At 55.5% G+C, this 22525-nt stretch carries 17 protein-coding genes; 6 read left to right on the top strand and 11 right to left on the bottom strand.

Features of this window, described 5'->3' with window-relative positions; all coding sequences use genetic code 11:
• From IXC47_RS17810 to IXC47_RS17795, 4 genes are all read left to right on the top strand, one after another.
• The coding region (locus tag IXC47_RS17810; RefSeq protein WP_195876350.1) for an IS3 family transposase at nt 1-97 on the top strand (97 nt) is incomplete at its 5' end.
• Nucleotides 98-169: 72 nt separating this feature from the next.
• Nucleotides 170-496 carry a hypothetical protein gene (locus tag IXC47_RS17805; RefSeq protein WP_195876558.1) on the top strand — a complete coding sequence of 109 codons (327 nt, stop codon included), beginning with the start codon at nt 170-172 and terminating at the stop codon, nt 494-496.
• A 188-nt stretch (nt 497-684) separates the two neighbouring features.
• Complete coding sequence (locus IXC47_RS17800; protein WP_195876557.1) at nt 685-2109, top strand: acetamidase/formamidase family protein; 1425 nt, start codon at nt 685-687, stop codon at nt 2107-2109.
• 186 nt (nt 2110-2295) lie between these two features.
• Nucleotides 2296-3390, top strand: coding sequence for a porin (locus tag IXC47_RS17795; RefSeq protein ID WP_175627090.1), 1095 nt, complete (start codon nt 2296-2298; stop codon nt 3388-3390).
• Between the two features lie 62 nt (nt 3391-3452).
• Here the strand turns inward: IXC47_RS17795 and IXC47_RS17790 are convergent, their stop codons facing one another.
• Nucleotides 3453-5009, bottom strand: coding sequence for an MFS transporter (locus IXC47_RS17790; RefSeq protein ID WP_326838425.1), 1557 nt, complete (start codon nt 5007-5009; stop codon nt 3453-3455).
• Nucleotides 5002-5451: a GNAT family N-acetyltransferase gene (locus IXC47_RS17785; RefSeq protein ID WP_195876556.1), complete on the bottom strand. Its 450-nt coding sequence runs from the start codon at nt 5449-5451 to the stop codon at nt 5002-5004. The genes IXC47_RS17790 and IXC47_RS17785 overlap by 8 nt, the downstream gene beginning before the upstream one ends.
• A 191-nt stretch (nt 5452-5642) precedes the next feature.
• On the opposite strand from IXC47_RS17785, the gene IXC47_RS17780 reads away from it, so the two are divergent.
• Both IXC47_RS17780 and IXC47_RS17775 read left to right on the top strand, forming a co-directional pair.
• Nucleotides 5643-6527, top strand: a complete 885-nt coding sequence (locus tag IXC47_RS17780) for a LysR family transcriptional regulator (protein WP_175627092.1) — start codon at nt 5643-5645, stop codon at nt 6525-6527.
• An 87-nt stretch (nt 6528-6614) separates the two neighbouring features.
• The gene (locus IXC47_RS17775) at nt 6615-7811 is read left to right on the top strand and encodes an MFS transporter (protein WP_195876555.1); all 1197 of its coding nucleotides are present in this window, start codon (nt 6615-6617) and stop codon (nt 7809-7811) included.
• Between the two features lie 27 nt (nt 7812-7838).
• Here IXC47_RS17775 and guaD read toward each other — a convergent pair whose 3' ends face one another.
• From guaD to IXC47_RS17730, 9 genes are all read right to left on the bottom strand, one after another.
• Entirely contained in the window at nt 7839-9149 is a 1311-nt protein-coding gene (gene guaD / locus IXC47_RS17770) for a guanine deaminase (RefSeq protein ID WP_175627094.1), read from the bottom strand.
• A gap of 42 nt (nt 9150-9191) precedes the next feature.
• Nucleotides 9192-10280 carry a xanthine dehydrogenase accessory protein XdhC gene (gene xdhC / locus IXC47_RS17765; protein WP_195876554.1) on the bottom strand — a complete coding sequence of 363 codons (1089 nt, stop codon included), beginning with the start codon at nt 10278-10280 and terminating at the stop codon, nt 9192-9194.
• A 14-nt stretch (nt 10281-10294) separates the two neighbouring features.
• On the bottom strand, nt 10295-12664 hold the full coding sequence (gene xdhB, locus IXC47_RS17760) for a xanthine dehydrogenase molybdopterin binding subunit (RefSeq protein ID WP_195876561.1): 2370 nt from the start codon (nt 12662-12664) through the stop codon (nt 10295-10297).
• A 19-nt stretch (nt 12665-12683) separates the two neighbouring features.
• Nucleotides 12684-14168 (bottom strand): xanthine dehydrogenase small subunit, encoded by a 1485-nt coding sequence (gene xdhA, locus IXC47_RS17755; protein ID WP_195876553.1) that lies wholly within the window; start codon nt 14166-14168, stop codon nt 12684-12686.
• A gap of 120 nt (nt 14169-14288) precedes the next feature.
• A complete protein-coding gene (locus IXC47_RS17750) occupies nt 14289-15584 on the bottom strand; it encodes an NCS2 family permease (RefSeq protein WP_175627097.1) in 1296 nt (431 codons plus the stop codon).
• 152 nt (nt 15585-15736) lie between these two features.
• Nucleotides 15737-17098 (bottom strand): 8-oxoguanine deaminase, encoded by a 1362-nt coding sequence (locus tag IXC47_RS17745; RefSeq protein WP_195876552.1) that lies wholly within the window; start codon nt 17096-17098, stop codon nt 15737-15739.
• A gap of 294 nt (nt 17099-17392) precedes the next feature.
• Entirely contained in the window at nt 17393-19054 is a 1662-nt protein-coding gene (locus IXC47_RS17740) for a methyl-accepting chemotaxis protein (protein WP_195876551.1), read from the bottom strand.
• Nucleotides 19055-19146: 92 nt separating this feature from the next.
• Nucleotides 19147-20913, bottom strand: a complete 1767-nt coding sequence (locus IXC47_RS17735; RefSeq protein WP_195876550.1) for an allantoate amidohydrolase — start codon at nt 20911-20913, stop codon at nt 19147-19149.
• Between the two features lie 109 nt (nt 20914-21022).
• Nucleotides 21023-22417: a nucleobase:cation symporter-2 family protein gene (locus IXC47_RS17730; RefSeq protein ID WP_195876549.1), complete on the bottom strand. Its 1395-nt coding sequence runs from the start codon at nt 22415-22417 to the stop codon at nt 21023-21025.
• Nucleotides 22418-22525: the final 108 nt, after the last annotated feature.

The raw sequence follows: 22525 nt of genomic DNA, 5'->3' as shown, positions 1-22525 counted from the left end.
CTACATTCGCTTTTACAATCATCATCGCCGCCATTCGACATTAGGGTATTTGACCCCAGCGGAATTCGAGCAGCGCCAATTAGCACTCAGTGCTTAACCTTGTGTCCATTGAGGCCGGGACAGACCAATATGTATCGCCGGAACAAAAGTTAGCGATGGAACAATGGCAGTGAATATTGAAGAGATTCAAGTATTTGGATTTGGATCTTTTTTTACCGAATCACAAACTTATAATGACATCGACTTGCTTTTGCTTCACAACGATCTTTCAATGCCTTCTCGTCGGTTTGCCCTTGCGTGTAAGCGGGTGTTGAGCGATTCGCCATTAAATCTCCACATAACAATACTTTCGATTCCGGAAGAGCGATCCTTAAAGTTTCTTTTACGTAGTAGAGCGACAAAAATTCACGTCATTCATAGTAATCATGTAGTTAAAGACGTTGATTGTTTGCTAAGGATGATCGGAGCTAAGGCTAGTGCCAAGATGGATGAGTGACTGAGTGGGGCATCGCACTAAAAGATTTCCGAGAGAAAAATTCCTGTTAACTATCTTCGTACGCGGTGAATACCTACCATTCACCCAACAATAATTTGTACGCCTCCGTACAAGATTCCGGTGCCTCCTCGCTTCTATGATCTCTGCTAACCACAATCAGGTGGTGTGTCAAAGAGATCAGGAGATGTATGCGAGACCATATTTGCAGTACTGGATGTAATCACTTTTCCCACTTGAACGACGCCGATTTGCAGGGCGAGTTCAAGGAAGCGCGTCAGAGCTTGCGCGCTGCTATCGGCGGTAAGCCGACTGCAGGCATCGCCGGTTTGGCAGGCGTTACCGAGCGTGCGCTGCCTTCGAAGAAGGCTGGCGAACACGTTAGCCACTACTACGTACCGGCTAACAACAAGACCATCCATTGGGGTTATTTCAGCAAGACCATGGAGCCGCTGCTGAAGCTGGAATCCGGTGATTACGCCACGATCGAAACCATCACGCATCACTCCAACGACGACATCGAGCGCATGGTCAAAGGCGATGCTGGCGCAGAAAGCATTTTCCAATGGGACGCGAATAGCAAGGCAGTTGATCGCCGTGGCGCGGGTCCTATGGATGATCCATTGGGCGCGGGCGGTGGCCTGGGCGTGCACGTTTGCACCGGTCCTATTTATGTCAATGGTGCAGAGCCTGGCGACGTGCTGGAAGTACGCATCGTCGATACCATGCAGCGTCCTTCGGGCAACCCTGACTATCGTGGCAAGACCTTTGGCTCTAACGTTGCGAGTAACTGGGGCTTCCACTACAACAACCTGATCACCGAGCCTAAAGGCCGTGAAGTCATCACCATTTATGAAGTTGATGCGAGCGGTGAACAGACCTGGGCCAAGGCAGTTTACAACTACCGCTGGACACCACAAACCGATCCATTCGGCGTGGTTCACCCTATCATCGATTACCCAGGCGTACCGGTCGACAAGAGCAGCATCAAGCCTAACTACGACGTCCTGAAGGGTTACGAAATTCCTGTGCGTCCGCACTTCGGCATGATCGGTGTTGCACCAGTCGAAGCCGATATGGTGTCGTCCATCATTCCTAGCTACAGCGGCGGTAACTTCGATAACTGGCGTATGGGCAAGGGCGCAACCGCGTTCTTCCCTGTGGTCGTGCCAGGCGCGATGTTCTCGGTTGGTGATCCACATGCTTCGCAAGGCGATGCAGAGCTCTGCGGTACAGCGATTGAATGCTCACTGACTGGTTTGTTCCAGTTCATCCTGCACAAGAAAGCGGACCTGCCAGGCACCAAGCTGTATGGCCTCGACTATCCATTGCTGGAAACCGAAAGCGAGCTGGTTGTGCACGGCTTCAGCAGCCCGAACTACCTGAAGGAATTCGGTGTGGATGGCACTTCTGAACTGTTCAAGAAATCGTCATTGGACAGCGCAATGACCGACGCCTTCAACAAGACCCGTCGCTTCTTCATGGACACACGCAACCTGACCGAAGACGAAGCGATTTCGCTGATCTCGGTATCGGTCGACTTCGGTATTACGCAAGTCGTCGATGGCAACTGGGGCGTACACGCGATCATCAAGAAAGCAGTTTTCCCTAAGTAATTTGAAGTAGCAGGTGCTGGCGGAGCGTATCCGCCAGCGCTGTATCGAGCATGGCAGCAGGCAGTAAAGGAAGCATCAAAGAAGTAGCGAGATAGCGCAGTAAGCAGGCAGTACACATAAAAAATAAGTAGTGCCGTGAGTGTAAGAAGACAAATTTCTTACGCATATAAAAACGAGGAGACAAAAATGGGTGCAAGAAAAAATACACTGCGCAAGCTGCAGTGCGTCGCAGCTTTGGGTGCAGCATGTGCATTGCCAGCAATGGCGCAAACATCGGTACAGGTCACCGGCCTGGTCGATAACTTTATCGGTTCAGTCAAATACAGCGGCGACGCCGGACGCAGCAGCGTCGTCAATAGCGGTGGTATGACCACTTCATGGTTTGGCTTCAAGGGCACCGAAGATCTCGGTGGCGGCCTCAAAGCCAAGTTCAACCTGACTTCCTTCTTCCGTGCGGACACTGGCGGTGCCGGTCGCTTCGACGGCAATGAGACTTTCTTTTCGCGCGATGCGAACGTCGGCCTGATAGGCAAGTTCGGTGAGATCTCGCTGGGTCGTGATCTGGCGCCACACTTCCTGCCATCCATCCTGTTCAATCCATTCGGTGATTCATTCCAGTTGTCGCCTTTGATGCTGCACGCAGACGTGCCGCTGTTCAATGGTTCGCGCTGGAGCAATTCGGTGGCAGCGGATACCGGCTGGAGCAATGAGATCGTCTATACCACGCCTAATATGGCGGGCCTGAAAGCGAATATCCATTACCAGTTCGGCGAAGTCGCAGGAAAGAGCGGCAAGAATAACTTCGGTATGAATTTGCTGTATTCGAATGGCCCATTGGGATTGGCGGCTTACTACCAAAAAATCAAAGTAAACAATCCGCTGGAGCAGACGCCGGGCAATGTATTGCCAGCAGCGACTTTGCTGGGTGGCTTGACGCCTGCGCGCCAGACCGGATGGTTTGTCGGTGGTTCGTATGATTTCGCGGTGGCCAAGTTGTTCGCAACCTATAACCAGACCAGTCACGATATCGATTTGAATGACCGTACCGTGCAGCTTGGTACCAGCATCCCGCTGGGTCAGGGTGCGATCCTGGCGTCATGGGCGAATACCAAGCGTGACGGCGCAGCGATGGGACAGGATTTGAAACGCAATACGGCATCGTTTGGCTATGACTACAACATCTCCAAACGTACCGATCTCTATGCGGTGTATATGTACGACAAGATCACCCAGCAAAATACCGGCAACACCGTTGCGCTGGGTATCCGTCACCGCTTCTGATCATCTTGATCAAACTGGCTGAGCGGAGAAATCCGCCCAGCCACACAGCTTTACTCCGGGGCTCAAGTAGTTGAGTGCGATTCGGCGAGCATGGCAACATGCTCGCTTTTTTTATTGCTCCACCAGACGATGCCGGAGGTCAGGAACAACAGGAAGGTCGCGGTTGCAATGACAGCCGTGAACGCCACATCAAATGATGATTTGGCGGCAGCATCTACCACTTGCGCAACAGCAGGTGCGAGATCCCGAGTCACAAGAAGTGCTTCATCCAGGCTATCCCACACGATGGCAGGCAGGTTCATATCAGCAGGCAAACTCAGTGCACTCGCATAAGCCAGTGACAGTATGCTGCCCATCAGCGTGACACCGAAGACACTACCCAGTTCGTACGAAACTTCCTCGACCGAGGCAGCCATACCCGCGCGATCCACCGGTGCGCTTTGCATGATGGTGCTGGATGCCGCCGTCATCGCAGCACCGATACCGGCACCGAGCACCAGCAGGCAGATGATTTGCATCCATGCTGCGGCGTCGTACAGGAACAGATAAGCACCCATACCCAGTCCGGAGATCAGCAGGGACAACGACAAGACAAAGGCGCTACCCAGCTTCGGCAATACACGTCCCGTCAACGGGCCGGCAGCAAAAGCCGCCAGCGACAAAGGCAGGATAAATACACCCGCCTGCAACGGTGTCATGTCGAGCACCAGTTGCAAACGCTGCGTGAACACCAGTTCCATACCCAGCAGGGCGGCAGCGGAGACGATAGCGGCTGCTACAGATGACGAGAAAATCGTGTTCTTGAACAACGAAAAATCGATCATCGGATGCGCGCTGTGTTGCTGCCTGCGTGCAAACATGGCGAGGAAGAAGAGTCCGAACAGCAGTGTCAGCAGGGCTATGCCCCATGCAGGGTTGTGCTTGCCTGCTTCTTTCAATGCGTAGGTCACGCCGACCAGGCCCGCCATGATTTGCAGTGAACCGACCAGGTCCCATGGCCGTGTTTTGTTAGGCTGGCTTTTCGGTATGTAAGCCAGGGCGATAGGCAATGCCACCAGCACGATAGGCACGTTGATCAGGAAGACCGAACCCCACCAGAAGTATTCCAGCAACAGTCCGCCGATTACCGGTCCGAGTGCGGCACCGCCGAAGGCAACAGCGGCCCAGATACCGATCGCCACTGCGCGTTCGTTTTCATCGGCAAAGGCGAGACGGATGATGGACAGTGTTGCCGGCATCATCATGGCAGCACCTACTGCCAGCAATGCACGTGCAGCGATCAGTGTGGCGGAGGACGGCGAGTACGCCGCGCACAACGATGCGATACCGAATACCACGAGGCCGGCGACGAATAAGGACTTATGTCCTAGCCTGTCGCCCAGCGTACCCATGCCAAGCAGCAGCCCCGAGACGATGAGCGCATAGATGTTGACTATCCACAGCTTGGCCGAAGCCGAGGCCTGCAGGTCTGCTGTCAGTCTTGGCAGTGCTGCATAGAGCACCGTCATGTCGACCACGATCAGCAACAGCGCGACCGAGACGATGGCCAGCACCAGCCAGCGGCTGGAAGACGGCAGCATGGCAGTGTGTTTCAGGATGTCTTTGTTGGGCTTAAGCATGGCTGAGCTCCTTCATCATCACGACCGATACGGTCTGGAAGTTCAGGCCATGGAAGTAGCGGTGCGCATCATGGTTGCCTGCGCCGCTTTCGAGGAACAGACGCTGGATGCCGCGCGTCAGTAATTGCTGCTCGACCCATGCGATCAATTGCTGGCCGATACCGGCACCGCGATGATCCGGGTGCACGATCAGGTCGTCCAGCGATGCAAACGGTGTAGCGACGTCCGGATTGTTATCGATGGCGACCAGCGCCATGCCGACGATGTCATTGCCGATGTTTGCAGTCGCAAGCAATTGATTTGCGTTTGCAGGGTCTAGTGCCAGGGTCGCGTTCAACTCCTGGCGCATGGTTGCCGCCAGATCGCTACGCCATTGGGTAGGACTAGCCGCGCGTGATCCTTGCAGCTCGGAGTGGGAAATGTATTGAGTGTGCGCGTTCATCACGAAGAGCTGGGTAAGCGCCTCGCTTAGTGCCGCATCTGTGCACCAGTTTATGGTGACAGTTTTGGGTGTTATGGATTTTTGATTCATGACTTTTCTGGCCCAAATGAGCCTATTTGTTGTGCAACGTTGTCTATCATCCATCAATATTGGATTTAGACAAAGTTAAGTACCATCTATAAAATAGATGGATGGAATGGACTATCGATCGCATGAAACAGTTTGTCGTGACCGCAGAGGCTGGCTCTATCTCTGCGGCTGCGCGTCGCCTGGGCAAGGCGCAATCTGCTGTCAGTACGGCTATTGCCTTATTGGAAGCAGATCTGGGCTTTGATTTGTTTGATCGCTCGCGGCGCAATGTGCAACTCACACCGGCCGGTGAAGTCATGCTGCTGGAAGCACGGGAGTTGTTGCGCCAGGCCGAGGGGCTGGATCACCGTGCGCAATCATTCGCGGCAGGGCAGCAAGCCAAGCTGACGCTGGCTTTGGATGAAGCCTTGCCTTACCTTGCGGTCGGCGCGCTGGTGAAGGAGATATCGGAACGTTTCCCATCACTGGAACTGACCCAACTTAATGGTACGGCAACCGAGGTGGCCGAGTACGTGGAGAAGCAGCGCGCCAGCGTGGCCTTCCATTTTGATCGCGGGCCATGTTCGCTGTCATTTGCGCAAAAGCATATCGGTAGTGTGGCGCAGGGTATCTATGTGAGTCGTCAGCATCCGTTGACGCAGATTAAAAAAATCACGCAACGCGATCTCGCCAAGCACAGGCAGCTCTTGATGCATATGGATGACTTCGCTGATCCGGCTTTGAGTCCGTCGGTCTGGCGCTCCGATAGTTTTTACAGTATTGCGGCGATGGTGGCGGACGGCATAGGTTGGGCGATACTGCCTTTGAACATCGCCCAGTACGAAGAGTATCGTTTGCATCTGCAGGAACTGCCCTGCGATGAATTTAGCCTGCCGCTATTGTCGGTACGTATGTTGTGGCTGCAAGGGCATCAGCCGGATGCGACTACGCAATGGGTGCAGAAACGCCTGGGCGAATTGCTGCACACCATACCGTCCGATTTGTAATCGCCGGACTGCTGCAAGCACGCCCTGCACGCAAGATGCGATCTGGGTACACTTTGTACTCGGGCAGGAAATCAATAACGATAAAAAATGACAGCGGCCACCAAGCAATCAAAATGGCTTATCCCTTCCATGGGCATGACCCAGATCATAGGCTGGGGTTCGATGTTCTACGCTTATGGCGTACTCATGCAGCCTATGGAAGCCGAGCTCCAGACTACGCGCTCGGTAGTGGTGGGGGCGTATTCGATAGCCTTGCTGCTATCCGGTTGTCTGTCGACTTTATCCGGCGCAATTATTGATCGCATAGGCGGACGACTGGTGATGGGCGGTGGTGCCTTGCTGGCCGCGCTCATGTTTTTCCTGATGTCTTATGTCGATAGCGTGCTGACGCTGTACCTGGTCTGGGCAGGCCTGGGTGTGGCCATGAGTGCGACGCTGTACCAGCCTGCTTTTGCCGTATTGACGCAGGTATATGGCAGTGGCTATCGCCGCGCGATTACAGCAGTGACTTTATTTGGCGGTCTGTCGAGCAGTGTGTTCTGGCCATTGACACAAGCACTGTCGGATCAGGTCGGCTGGCGTGACACCTGGCTGATTTATGCCGCACTGAATTTGTTGGTCAGTTTTCCTGTGCATGCCTTGCTGCCTAAATTTTCACCTGCAACCGAAGCGCCGACCCAGGCCACGCAAGGCAAATCAGGTCTGGCGCAAGTCTTGCGCGAGCGCAGCTTTTATTTGTTGACTACCTCATTCACTTTAAATACACTGGTCTTCTCCGCTGTGTCCCTGCACCTGATGTCGCTGTTGCAGAGCCGCGGTATTACACCGACGCAGGCGGCGACTATAGGCGCGATGGTCGGGCCTATGCAGGTACTGGGACGGATACTGGAAACCACCGTGGGGCGCAATCTGTCATCGCACAAGATAGGTTTATGCGCGATGTGGTTGTTGCCGCTGGCCTTGATACTGCTCTATGCACCGAATCACTGGTTGTGGATGTATGCCTTGTTTGCCGGGATATATGGCATCAGCAATGGCGTGATGACCATAGTGCGCGGCACCATACCAGCGGAATTGTATGGGCGCGAAGCTTATGGCGCGGTGAGTGGCGCGATGGGCGCGCCGGTCATGATAGCGATTGCTGCTGGTCCGTTCGTGGCATCGCTGCTGTACACGGCTATCGGTAGCTATATGGGGATGCTGCTGGTATTGATCGCCGTCGGCGTGCTGGGTTCTGTCATGTTCAACTACGCGTCCCCGACGGACAAGCATGGTCATCAATAGTTGATGACCATGCTGTGGCGCTAGTTATCAAATCCAGGCTGCGCGCTGATGCACACGCTCACCTGCAGCATAAGTAGCGGTGATAACACGGTCATCGCCCAGTATGGCGAGTGCAAACAATTGCTCTTCCAGGCTGTCGGTCGTCGCGCTGCGACGTGACAGCAAAGGCGTGGCTTGCGGGTCGAGCACGATGAAGTCTGCATCGCAACCAGCCGCAAAATTACCGATCGTCCCTTCCAGCTGCAAGGCACGTGCACCACCCAGCGTCGCCATGTAAAACATGCGTTGCGCGGCCAGATGCACGCCGCTCATGCGACCTACCTTGTAGAGCTCGTTCATGGTTTGCAGCATGGAGAAACTGGTGCCACCCCCGACGTCAGTCGCGAGTGAGACTGGCATACGCAGTTTGTCAGCATTGATGAAGTCAAACAAACCGCTGCCGAGGAAGAGGTTGGAAGTAGGACACACCGTTGCGACTGATTCCGTCGCTGCCATGCGTGCACGATCATCATCATCCAGCCAGATGCAGTGGGCGTATAGCGCACGTTTGCGCATCAGGCCGCGCTTTTCATAGACGTCGAGATAGCTGCGGCTGTCAGGAAACAGTTCCTTGACCCATTTCACTTCATCAGTATTTTCTGCGACGTGGGTTTGGATGTAGGTGTCCGGGTACTGCGACGCCAGTTCACCTGCCAGGCGCAATTGCGCGTCGGTCGAGGTTGGGGCAAAACGTGGCGTGATCGCGTAGTGCTGTCGGCCTTGCTTATGCCAGCGCTTGATCAGTGCTTCTGTATCCCTGGCGCTGCTTTCTGCAGTATCCAGCAGGAAGTCGGGTGCATTCCTGTCCATCATTACTTTGCCCGCGATCATGCGCAGGTTCAGTGCATGGCTGCGGTCAAAGAATGCATCCACCGATTGCGGATGCACGGTGCAATAGACTGCCGCAGTTGTCGTGCCGTTGCGCAGCAATTCAGCGAGGAAGAAGTCAGCGACATCAGCGGCATGTGCGCTGTCTTCAAACTTTCTTTCGGTCGGGAAGGTATAGGTATTGAGCCAGGGCAGCAAGCCAGGTGCAGGCGACGCGATCATGTCGGTTTGCGGATAGTGCACATGGGTGTCGATGAAGCCAGGCGTGATGATCTTGCCGCGCCAGTCATGGGTCATGGCGCCAGCGGGCAGGGTCGGCAGTAAACGATCGTAATCGCCAGCGGCAACTATCTTGCCGTCTGCCACGACCAGCAAACCATCGCTATGCCACTGCGTCGCATCTTCAGCGAAGGCAGGGTCGTTGGAAAAATGGAGCAGGCTCGCGCGGTACGCGTGTACGTTAGAAATCATGAGTAACTATCAGTGCTAAAAATGGGTGTAGAAAAAGCGTGTTCAGTTTTGCGGTGTATTTGACGAAGCTAGCACCGCGGCAGTGGTAGCCAGGACAGGACTGTTCTTATGCGGCTGGGCGCGCAGTTCCCATAGCTGGACCAGCTGTGCGACTACGGCGACGGCGATGCTGCTGGGTTCCTTGCCATAGATGCCGGGGATGCCGATAGGACAGGTCATCTTGTTCAATTGCTCGACCGTGACGCCTCTGTCCTGCAAGCGATGTTCGAATTGCTTGCGTTTGGTATAGGAGCCGATCAGGCCAAACCAGGCGACGTCTTCGCGCTTGAGGATTTGCTCGGTCAACTGCTGGTCCAGTGAATGACTGTGCGTCATCACCAGGAAGTAGGCACCAGGCTCAGCTTTTGCAACGACGGCATTCGGTACATCGGTCGCATCTATCGTGACCTGCATAGGTAAATCAGCAGGGAACATGTCTTCCCGTTCGTCTACCCACAGGACGCGACATGGCAGCGTACTCAGCATGCGTACGATGGCCGTACCTACATGCCCGGCGCCAAACAGGACGACTTGCGGTAAATGCGCTTGGCACAGATCCAGCAACCAGCGGCGACCTTGGGTATCACGTGCGATATGGGTCGCGCTCCTGGACAGGAACATATCCGGAGTCAAGGCATCAACCGCCGAACTTGCATTACAGGTGCTGCCCTTGAGATCGTAAAGCACGGCTGCATCATTCGTTTCCAGTGGCACCGCGCGCCATATGTTCACGCCCTCCTTGCAACCGCGTGCCAGACCACTGAGCATGGCGGCGGCACGTTGCTCTATGATTTCAAAGGCAAGGAAGACCACACCGCCACAGCATTGACCCAGGCTGGGGCCCAGCGCGATGCGTTCGATGTGGTTCATACGGCGGGTCGGTGTGCTGTCGGCCAGCATGTCACGTGCAATCTGTGCGGCGCGCCATTCGAGATGACCGCCGCCTATGGTGTCGAATTGCCGGGTCGCTGTGTACACCATGCGGGCACCTTCTTCGCGTGGTGTTGAGCCCTGGATGCCTGCAACTGTCACCAGCACGCAAGTTTCCTGTGCCGGTACAGTTGTTTGCAACGCTTCTAACCATGTAGACATAGCGTGACTCCTTGCTATTGGATGGCGGCGCGCACGGCGTCGACTGCATCAAGGATAGCTTCGCTGGTGGCCGGTGCGCGCAAAGGCGGATTGACGCGATTGTTACCAACGGCGGCCACTGCATCACGGATTGCGAAGAAGACCGAGAACGGTAACAGCAGCGGCGGTTCACCGACGGCTTTCGAACGGTGGATGCTGTCCTGCACATTGCTGTTCTTGAAGAGCTTGACGCGGAAGTCAGCCGGGCAGTCCGAGATCGCCGGAATCTTGTAGGTCGAAGGAGCATGCGTCATCAGTTTGCCGTCCTTATTCCACCACAATTCTTCGGTCGTGAGCCAGCCCATGCCCTGGATGAAAGCACCTTCCACCTGGCCTGCATCGATGGCCGGATTCAATGCTTCGCCTGCATCGTAGAGCGCATCCGCGCGCAGCAATTTCCATTCGCCGGTCAGTGTATCGATGACCACTTCGGCCACGGCCGCACCGTAAGCGTAGTAGTAGAACGGATGACCTTGCATGGTCTTGCTGTTCCAGTGCACGCGTGGGGTTGAGTAGAAGCCGTCAGACCAGAGCTGGATACGGGCGGTATAAGCCAGCATGACCAGTTCCTGGAAGTCTATGCTGTGCGCACCAGAGCTCACTTTGTCGTCGGCAAAACGTATGCTCGCGACCTCGACGCCAAAGCGCTGTGCTGCCAGGCTGGCCAGGCGATCACGGATTTGCAGTGCTGCGTGCTGTGCCGCTTTACCGTTGAGGTCGGTACCAGTTGAGGCTGCCGTGGCCGAGGTGTTGGCGACCTTGCTGGTGTCGGTAGCGGTGCAGCGCACCTTATCCAGTTGCAGACCCAATGCCTGTGCCACGACTTGCGCGACCTTGGTGTTGAGGCCCTGGCCCATTTCAGTACCGCCGTGGTTCACCAAAACCGAACCATCGGTATATACGTGTACCAATGCGCCCGCCTGGTTCAGGTGCGGTACGTTGAACGAGATACCGAATTTCACTGGCGTCAGTGCCAGGCCTTTTTTTAGGATGGTGTTCGACGCGTTGAATGCATTGATCGCATTGCGGCGAGCCTGGTACTCACTGGTGGCTTCCAGTTCGTCGACCAGCGCGTGGATGATGTTGTCTTCTACCTTTTGACCGTAGTGCGTGACATTGCGTGCATCCGGGCCGTCGCCATCGCTGCTGCCGTAGAAGTTGATGCGTCGTACTTCGAGTGCATCCTTGCCGAGATTGCGCGCAATCTCATCGATGATGTATTCGATCGCAATCGCACCTTGCGGGCCACCAAAACCGCGGAAGGCGGTATTCGACTGGGTATTGGTTTTGCCGCACATGGCGTGAATTTCAACATCCGACAGATAGTAGGCATTGTCGAAGTGACAGACCGCGCGGGTTGCCACCGGACCGGACAGGTCGGCAGAGAAACCTGCACGCGAGATCATGTCTATGCGTGCACCCAGGATCAGGCCGTTATTGTCATAGCCGATTTCATAGTCATAGGCGAAGCAATGGCGCTTGCCGGTGACTATCATGTCGTCGTCGCGATCGGCGCGCAGTTTGACTGGACGACGCAAACGGGCTGCACTGAATGCGGCGACGCAGGCCCACAGTGCCGATTGCGATTCCTTGCCGCCGAAGCCACCGCCCATGCGGCGGCATTCCACCAGTACGTCGTGCGAAGACACATGCAGGACGTGGGCAATGTGATGCTGCATTTCGCTCGGGTGTTGCGTCGAGCAATGTACGTGCATGCCGCTGCCTTCTTTTGGAATGGCGTAGGAGATCTGGCCTTCCAGATAGAACTGCTCTTGTCCGCCGACGTCGAATTTTCCTTGCAGCTTATTCGGTGCAGCTGCAAACGCAGTCGCCGCATCGCCGCGTTGCAAATGCATAGGTGGCAGCACATAGGATTGCGCAGCATGGGCCGCACGTGGCGTCAGTATCGGTGGCAGTTCTTCATACTCGATGACACCGAGGCGTGCAGCACGGCGTGCCGTGTCGTGGCTGTTGGCGATGACGACGAAAATAGGTTGTCCTATGTATTGCACCAGGTCTTCGGCCAGCACCGGATCGTCGCGTATGATCGCGCCGCACTGGTTTTCACCGGGGATGTCGGCCGCTGTCAGCACGGCGACTACGCCAGGTACGGCCTGGACTTTGCTAAGGTCGATGGAAACTATCTTGGCATGGGCCTTTTGCGACAGGCCCAGTGCCGCGTGCAAGGTGCCTTGCAGCTCGGGGATGTCATCAGTGTAGGTCGCTTCGCCGGTGACGTGCAGGTAAGCGGACTCATGCGCATAAGAGGTGCCGACTGCCTTGCCGCCGGGTGTACCGCTGCCAGGTAATGTATCAGTCATGAATAATTCGGTTTGCTTGTTCATCATATTCCTCCTGATTTCCTCAGGCAGTCTCAGCTGTTGCTGCTGCAAAGGCGCGCAAAGAGCTCGCCGGTACCGGCGCATCTGCACGTGTTTCCAGCCAGTAGCGATATAAAAGATTCTGTGCCGTCTTCATGCGATAAGCGGATGAGGCGCGCATATCGGAGAGTGGTGCATAGTCCTGTGCCAGCAGCGCTATCGCCGCGCGTACATTGGCTTCGCTCCATGCCTTTCCATTGAGTGCCGCTTCGGCTTGCGCTGCGCGCTTAGGCGTGGCCGCCATGCCGCCGTAGGCGATGCGCGCATCCCTTACCTGGCCATCGACCAGTTCAAACGCGAAGGAGGCACAAACCGCCGAGATATCCTGGTCGAAACGTTTCGATAGTTTGTAGACGCGGAATGCGACGTCAGGACGTGGCAATGGTATGCGTACTGCCTGCACGAATTCATCTGGCTGCATGGCCGATTTTTGGTAAGCCAGATAAAAATCTTCCAGCGGCATGCTGCGTACACCTGCGACGCTGCGCAAGACGATGTGTGTGCCGAGCGCAATCAGCCATGGCATGGAGTCGCCGATAGGTGAACCGTTGGCGACATTGCCACCCAGCGTACCGGCATTGCGTACTGGCAGCGAGGCGAAGCGTTGCCACAGCTCTGATAGCTCTTGCGGGTAGTGCTGGGCGGCTGCTGCATACGCATTTTCCAGTGTGACGCCTGCGCCGATTTCCAGCCAGCCGTTTTCTTCCTTGACGCTTTTCAGTGCATCGACCTGGCCGAGGTAAATGATGTCCCCGAGGTCGCGCATGTGTTTGGTGACCCATAGGCCGACGTCGGTAGAGCCTGCCAGTATGCGTGCCTTAGGCAATTCGGCGCGCAGTGCTGCCAGTTGTTCTATGGTGCGCGGTGCGTGGAAGGTTTGACCAGCGTAGCTGATGCTGAGTGGCTCATGTCGTTGCAATTCGCGCAGCGCATCTGCCACTTGTGTGCGGTCGAAATGGACGGCTGGCAATTCACCCATGCGGTGCGCCGCTTCGATGATGGGACGGTAGCCGGTGCAGCGGCACAGATTTCCGGACAGTGCATCGTCTACTTGTCGTGTACTTGGTGCGGTGCTGCCATCATCATTGTGCAGATACAGATTCCACAAGGACATGATGAAGCCTGGTGTGCAGAAGCCGCATTGTGAGCCGTGGCATTCGACCATCGCCTGTTGCACCGGATGCAGGCAGCCATCGTTTTGCTTCAGGTCTTCGACTGTGAAGAGTGCCTTGCCGTCCAGCGTTGGTAAAAACTGTATGCAGGAGTTGACGGTATTGAGTTCGAGATGATCGCCGCGCAGTTCGCCGACTACCACGGTGCACGCACCGCAGTCACCTTCGGCACAACCTTCTTTGGTGCCGGTGCAATGCAGGTCTTCGCGCAGGTGCTGCAAGACGGTACGCGTATTGGAAAGACCACTCACTTCGTGTGTGGTGCCGCGGAAGTAAAAGCGTATCGGTTCTGACATGATGTGTACTCTGTAGTAAGACTAAGTAGCGCGGTCGGATGCAACTACTTACGAAATCAAATTCATGTTTGCTGACAGGTGTTGCGCGTTTCTGCACAACACCTGTTTGTGCTTATTTGCTTAGCCCAACAAGACCAACTTGACGGTAAACAAGCCTGCAATAATCCAGATCATGAACGACACTTCCTTGGCACGACCGGTCAGCAACTTCAGTGCGGCATAGGTGATGAAGCCGAGTGCCATACCGTTTGCTACCGAATAAGTGAAAGGCATGATGATGGTGGTAATCACTGCCGGTACGCATTCGGTGGTGTCTTCCCAATCGATGTCACGCAGTTCACGCAACATCAGGCAAGCCACAAAGAACAAAGCCGGAGCTGTTGCGTATGCCGGAACCACGCCAGCCAGTGGTGCAATAAACAGGGCCAGCAGGAACAGGACAGCGATGGTGACGGCAGTCAGGCCGGTGCGACCACCTGCCTGTACACCAGCGGCACTTTCAATATAGGCGGTGGTACTCGAAGTGCCAAGCATGGAACCGGCTATGATGGCGCCGCTATCTGCCAGCAGGGCTTTGTTCAGGCGTTCGATCTTGCCGTTTTTGACCAGACCCGCACGTTGCGCCACACCCATCAGGGTGCCGGTGGCATCGAATAATTCAACCAGGAAAAAGACCAGCACGACGTTGATCAGGCCCATGCCCAGTGCGCCAGGGATATCCAGCTGGAACAGGGTAGGTGAGACTGACGGTGGCGCCGAAAACACACCGGCGAATTTGTTACCCGCAAAGAAGAAGCTCAGTACGGTCACGGCCAGGATGCCGATCAGCATCGCGCCACGGACTTTCAGTCTATCCAGTGCGACGATCACGACAAAACCGATGATGGCCAGTACTGTTGGGGGGCTGTGCAAGTTACCGAGTGTGACCAGCGTATTAGGATTGCCGACGACGATACCGGCATTTTTCAGCGCGATCAGTCCAAGGAAGAGGCCGATACCCGCGGGAATCGCCGTTCGTAACGACACCGGAATGCTGTTGATAATCAGCTCGCGGATCTTGAACAGACTCACTACCATGAACAGACAGCCGGAGATGAATACGGCACCCAGGGCGGCTTGCCATGGATAGCCCATACCAATCACAACTGCATACGAGAAGTAGGCATTCAGGCCCATGCCGGGAGCGAGCCCGATAGGGTAGTTTGCATACAGGCCCATGATCAGGGTACCGATGGCGGCGGCCACGCAAGTGGCGACGAATACGGAATCCTTGGGCATCCCCGCGTCACCCAGAATGGCTGGGTTGACGAAGATGATGTAGGCCATGGTGAGGAAGGTGGTCAGCCCTGCCACGAGCTCCGTGCGCACGGTAGTACCGTGGTCGCTGAGCTTGAAAAACTTTTCCAAAAAAGTCATCTGCTTGTCTCCGAGTTTTTTATGTTTTTTTGCTTCAACGCTTACCATCTAACGTGGTGTCGTTCAGCGCATCTAATGTCGTCTAATTTTGCCTGCCTAATGTAATGCAGATGGAATATCAGTTATAAGACTGTAGCTATATGATCCCCCTGTTAGCGCGCCGCCTCTGCCAGCGTAAATGCCAGTGCATTGTGGCGTTCAATGACATGTCCGAGGTCTATTGTTGTAATCTGGCCATCGCGGATGACGACGCGGCCATTAATGATGCTGCAGGCAACATTTGGCGGGGTGCAAAACACCATTGCCGCGACCGGATCGTGCAAGGCACCGGCGAAGCCGATTTGCCGCACATCGAACATGACAATATCGGCCGACATGCCGGGTTTGAGCGCACCGATATCGTCGCGATTCAAGACTTTGGCACCACCCAGCGTGGCGACTTCCAGCGCCTGCCTGGCGGTCATCGCATCCGGCCCGAAGCCGACCCGTTGCAATAGCATCGCCTGTCTGACTTCGGCCATCATGTGACCGGAATCGTTGGAGGCGCAGCCATCGACGCCCAGGCCGACAGACACGCCCGCATCCAGCATCTTGCGTATCGGTGCGATACCGGATGCCAGTCGCATGTTCGAGCAAGGGCAGTGCGCGATACCGGTATGGGTGTGAGCAAATAAATTGATACCTGCGTCGTCCAGCTGCACGCAGTGTGCATGCCAGACATCGTGCCCGACCCAGCCGCAGTCTTCTGCGTATTCGGCTGGTGTCATATTGAATTTTTCACGGCTGTAAGCAATGTCGTTGACGTTTTCCGCCAGATGGGTATGCAGCGATACATTGAAGCTGCGTGCCATGCTGGCAGACTCGCGCATCAGGTCGCGTGATACCGAAAAAGGCGAGCACGGTGCAACCACGATGCGCTGCATCGCATGACGTCCGGCATCGTGATAAGTCTCGATCAGGCGCTGCGTATCGCGCAGGATGTCGGCTTCCTGTTCCACCACACGATCCGGTGGCAAACCGCCTTTGGACTGGCCCACGCTCATAGCACCGCGCGCCGCATGGAAGCGCATGCCTATCTCTTGCGCTGCTTCCAGGCTGTCGTCGAGGCGGCAGCCGTTGGGATAGATGTAGAGGTGATCGCTGCTGGTGGTGCAGCCGGACAGCATCAGTTCCGCCATCGCAGTCTGCGTCGACACCTGGATCATTTCCGGCGTCAGGTTGGCCCAGATCGGATACAGATTGGTCAGCCAGTTGAACAATTCACCGTTCTGCGCAGCAGGAACCGCCCGCGTCAGGCTTTGATACATGTGGTGATGGGTATTGATCAGGCCGGGCAGTACGACGTGATGGCTGGCGTCTATGACTTCATCGGCAGTCTGTGGCAGCGTAGCGCTGGGACCGACTTGTTCGATTACGTTGTCGCGAATAAATACTGCGCCGTTGCTGATTTCTTCGCGTTGCTCGTTCATGGTGACGAGTACGCGGGCATTCTTGATGAGCAGTGTTTTTGACATGATGGTACCTGTCTGTTTAAGACTCTATTTGGACGATGGCCATCATCAGACAGCCCCGCCGACATTGCCGGTGGTGGACCGGTTGCCAGTTACCTTTTTTGTGTCGCCAAAAAAAGGTAACCCAAAAAGGGTTTAAGACAGGTGCAACGCGCTGCTGGCGGCAGCGTCGATACGGTGGTGGGCGAATTGCAATTCACGTCGTCGCCGCATCGAAAAACATGCATGTATAGATTAAGGCATGTCAGCTGGTTTTTTCAACGATTTTTATCAAATATCTGATGATCGTTTTTTGTTTCAATTCGACATCAGGCTGGCGATCCTGCCGTCTTGTTTGGGTGCTAACAGGGCTGTCGATGTGGCTACCAGGCGCAGCTTTTCCGGTGCGGTCGGGGCGGTGGCCGCATGGTTGCGTTCCAGTTTGAAGATGCTGACCAGTTGCATCAGCTGATCAGCCTGGTCCCGCAGCGATTGGGCGGCAGCGGCAGACTGCTCTACCAATGCGGCGTTCTGCTGCGTCCCTTCATCTATCAGTACGACCGCTTGCCCGACCTGTTCTATGCCTGCACTTTGTTCCTGGCTGGCATTATCGATGGCGGCGATGATGCTGCTGACGCGCGCCACGCTAGTGACGACTTCATCCATGGTCAGGCCAGCCTGCTGTACCAGTTTGCTGCCCTTATCAACTTTCGCTACCGAATCATCGATCAGCGCCTTGATTTCCTTTGCCGCCGTGGCACTGCGCTGCGCCAGGTTGCGCACTTCGGATGCGACGACGGCAAAGCCGCGCCCCTGTTCGCCGGCACGCGCTGCTTCGACCGCTGCATTGAGTGCCAGGATATTGGTCTGGAAGGCGATGCTGTCGATCACGCCTGTGATGTCCATGATCTTCTTTGATGAGGTATTGATGGCTGTCATCGTATCGATCACTTCATGTACCACGCTACCGCCTTGCCGCGCTATATCCGAGGCAGACGCTGCCAGCTGATTGGCTTCTTGCGCATGGCCGGCATTTTCCTTCACGGTCGAGGTCAGTTCTTCCATCGCCGATGCAGTTTCTTCGAGCGAACTGGCTTGCTGTTCCGTGCGTGACGAGAGATCCATATTGCCGCGTGCGATTTCACCTGAAGCGCTGGCGATGGTATCGGTGCCATTGCGTACCTGGCTGACGATATGGTGCAGATTGTCATTCATGGCTTTCAGTGCGGCCATCAGTTGCCCGACTTCATTGGTCGTTTTGACGTAGATAGGACCGCCCAGGTCACCCTGTGCCACCCGACGCGCGACGCTAATAGCGGTATTCAGCGGACGGGTGATGCTACGCGTTACCCACCAGCCGACGGCGAGCGCCATCAGCAAGGTAAACCCAGCGAGGATGTTGATGATCCAGCGCGCTTGTGCGGAATTGGTGCTGGCATCGTCGCCTGCCTGACTCATCAGGCTGCCCTGATAGTCGAACATGGCGTCCAGCGCGATGAAGTATTTGACCTGCACCGGCATAAATACCTGATCAAGATAAGTTTTGGCTTCGTTGGTTTTACCGTCTAGCGCCAGTTGCAGCAAAGCATCGCGTGCCGGTACGTACTGGTCGCGTGCGGCGATGGCAGCGTTGACGTAGCGTTGGTCTTCTTCGGTCTGCGCAATGGACTTGAGCTGCTCCAGGCCTTGCTTCATTTTCTTGTCGGAAGCTAGGGTATCGGCCGCCAGGTTTTTAATCTTGTCAGGATCACTGCCGAGCATCATGTCACGCAGGTTGAGTGCGATCTTGTTGACTTCTATCTGTACCGCGTTTGCCAGTATTGTTTTCGGGTAGCGGTCTTTGCTGATGAGGTTGATGCTGTCGTTCAGCTGGTTCAGCTTGATGTTGCTGAGTACAGTAATGGCGACCAGCAAGGCAAATACAATGCCGAAGCTGAGTGTCAGTTTCTGTCTGATTTTGAGGTTGGCTATCATTTTCATGGCTGTACCTTCAGGAAGGGCGCGCAGTCGACAAAAGAAAGCGGATCAAAAAATATTTGATCCGCCCAGGCTATTCAGACTTACTGTTTTAGTTATTTTTCTTTGAAATTGCGCAGGAAATCCAACAGGATTTGCGCTGATACTTCGGTGTCATCGGCTGTCATCGTTTCCAATGGATTGTGGCTGATGCCGCCATTGCCGCAGCGAGTGAAGAGCATGGCGACGTCGGTCATCTTGGCGATGGTCATTGCATCATGACCTGCACCCGATGCCAGCTCAAATGGCCGTACCCCGGCGCGTTCGGTCGCTGCCGACAGTTGCTTCATCAGCCACGGTGCGCATGGTGCGGCCGGTGCGGCGACGGTTTGCTCAGCCTTGTACTCGATGTTGCGACGTGCGCAAACACTGTCTATGTGTTGCAGGATGTCGGCGGCCGCTGCATCGCGTACCGAGTCCACCGCAGCGCGTATATCCAGAGAGAATACGCAGCGACCCGGGATGACGTTGGTAGAGCCATTCGGTACCTGCAGCTGACCGACAGTGCCAACCAGCGACGCCTGCTGATCCAGTGCACAGCGCTGTTCCACGTAGAGGATGATTTCAGCGGCAGCCGCCGCAGCATCCTTGCGCATCGACATAGGCGTGGTACCGGAATGGCTGGCGACACCGCGCAGTTCAACCTGGTAACGCGAGCTGCCTGCAATCGAAGTGACAATGCCGACCGGCAGGTCGTGTTGCAACAGGACCGGACCCTGTTCGATATGTACCTCGACATAACCGAGCACGTCGGCCGGATTACGGGCGATTTGCGGAATCGCGTTCACGTCATGACCTGCCTGCGTGATGGCTTCACGCATGGTGATGCCATCTTTATCGGTAATGTCGAGCAATTCCATATTGAACTGACCGATGACTGCATTGCTGCCGAGGAAGGTGCTTTTGAAGCGCACACCTTCTTCTTCCGCGAACGCAATGACTTCGAAATGGAAGGGCAGGGTTTCGCCGCGTTCATGCAAATGCTTGACCACGGCTATCGCCAGCAGGATGCCTTCGCGGCCATCGTATTTGCCGCCATTGCGAACGGTGTCGTAATGCGAACCGGTGATTAAGGTCTTGGCGCGAGGATCGGTGGACAGATAGCGTCCGACCACATTGCCGACCGGATCGATGTGCGCATGCATGCCAGCTGCGCGCATCCAGTCCGCGATTTGATTGGCGGTGCGTCTATGCGCATCGCTCATGTAGGTACAGGTCAGCGCACCTTCGTCTTCAGTCCAGGCGGCGATGTCTTCCGCCCAATCCATCACGGTGGCACCGATGGCAGGCGCGTAACCGAGCAAGTCATTAATGCGCATTTCAGCGATACGACCGATTTGTCGCAGCGCTTCGCGTAATTCATCTTCCGGCTGGTTGCGCAGGCGGCGGGTGAAGGTCGCGATGATTTGCTGACGCGTCAGGCCCTTGCCGGTTGCTCCCTTGACCGCGAGGATGAAGGGGAAACCGAATTTGCTGTTGTAGTCGCTATTGAGCTGTTGCAGCGTGGCGAATTCTTCCGGCGAGCACAGATTGAGTCCGGCCTTGGCCTGCTCACCGGTGGATTCAGCCGTCAACGTACCCGCAATGGCTGCCTTCCCAGCTAACTCCGGGTGGGCACGGATGAGTTGCAGTTGCTCGGCGCGCGTGGCACTGGATACGACACCCTGCATGGCTTGCTTGAGCGCCGTGATATTGCCAAACGGTGCGAGCTTCGCCGCGCGTTCAGGGATCCATGGCGAGTGCTCGTAAATGCCATGCAGAACGTCGACAAAAGCCGGTACGTCACTTGCAGCCAGACGGTTCAATTGTTCTAGTGTGCTCATCTTGATACCTATTTCCTGCAGTTGCTCATAAGAGTAAAACCGACCGGAGGTCCCACCTTCCGGTTCGCATTATTCCCCTGCGCGTGGGACGCGCTATGCATCATTTGTTTCAGTGTTCCGAACTCTGTGCTGCCGCCATCGCGAATGCCGAAATATCTTCTTCCGTGCCACGACCATTGAAGTACAGGTTCAGTACTACTGCAGTTGTTGTTGCCAGCAGGATGCCGCTATGGAAGATGGTCGACAGGAAGTCTGGCAATTGGTTGAAGAAAGACGGCGCGACAGTAGGAATCATGCCTGCACCTATGCTGACCGCGACGATGAAGACGTTATGACGGTTACCGTTGAAATCCACTTTGCCGAGGATTTTGACACCGGTCGCAGCAACGATGCCGAACATCACGATGCCAGCGCCGCCCAATACGAATTGCGGAATCGAAGCGGCGACGTGCGCCATTTTCGGAAACAGGCCGAACGCAACCAGGATCAGACCGGCGGCGACGCAGACATAGCGGCTGCGGATGCCGGTAACCCCAACCAGACCGACGTTTTGCGAGAACGAGGTGTAAGGGAAGGTGTTGAAGATACCGCCTATGAGTGTACCCAGGCCATCCACACGCAAGCCGCGCCCCAGGGTCTTGTCATCGACTTTCTTGTCGATGATGTCGCCGAGTGCGATGAACATGCCAGTCGATTCAATCATGGTGACGATCATGACCAGGCACATGCTGATGATGGAGCCTATGTCGAACTTTGGCCAGCCGTAGTGGAAAGGCGTGATCATCGCGAACCAGTCGGTGCTGCCCAGGCCATCGAAGCTGACTTTGCCGAGCGACAGTGCAATCACGAAGCCGATGATCATGCCCATTAATACCGAGATATTAGCGATGAAGCCTTTGACGTATTTGGTAATCAGCAGGATAGAGGCCAGCACGATGGCGGCGACGGTCAGGTTGAGCGGCGAGCCATAGTCAGGATTCGGCATGGTGACCATCGCGCCATCAACCATCGCGTGGATCACAGGCTGTCCACCTGCTGCCCAGTTGATACCGACGCCCATCAGCGAGATACCGATAATGGTAATTACAGTACCGGTTACCACGGGCGGGAAGTAGCGCATGAGTTTGCACATATAGGACGCGGCAAAGATACAAAATATCCCTGACGCGATCACCGCCCCGTAGATGTGCAGGATGGTCAGTGAAGGATTGCCTGCCATCGCCACCATGGGTCCTACCGCAGCGAAGGTCACGCCCATCATTACCGGCATGCGGATGCCGAAATTCCAGATGCCGAGACTTTGAATAATGGTAATCAGGCCGCAGCAAAACAGGTCGGCGCTGATGAGGAAAGCGATGTCAGATTTGGGAAGATTTAATGCACCACCGACGATGAGTGGGACTGCGATTGCACCCGCATACATTACAAGAACATGCTGTATACCAAGTGCGGCGAGCTTAGGGATCGGTAGTATTTCATCTACCGGATGGCTGCTGGTTGTCATGGCTGTCTCCGTTTTTTATATGGAGGCTGCTGCAAGATGAATCTGGCGAATCTTCCCGTCAGCTCCATTTTGCAACAGCCTCTGAGTGAGTCCTTGTGCGGAAGGGGC

Origin of the sequence: Herminiimonas contaminans (assembly GCF_015645465.1) — a bacterium.
Lineage (GTDB): Bacteria > Pseudomonadota > Gammaproteobacteria > Burkholderiales > Burkholderiaceae_D > Oxalicibacterium > Oxalicibacterium contaminans.
This window is presented reverse-complemented; position numbering and strand designations above follow the sequence as displayed.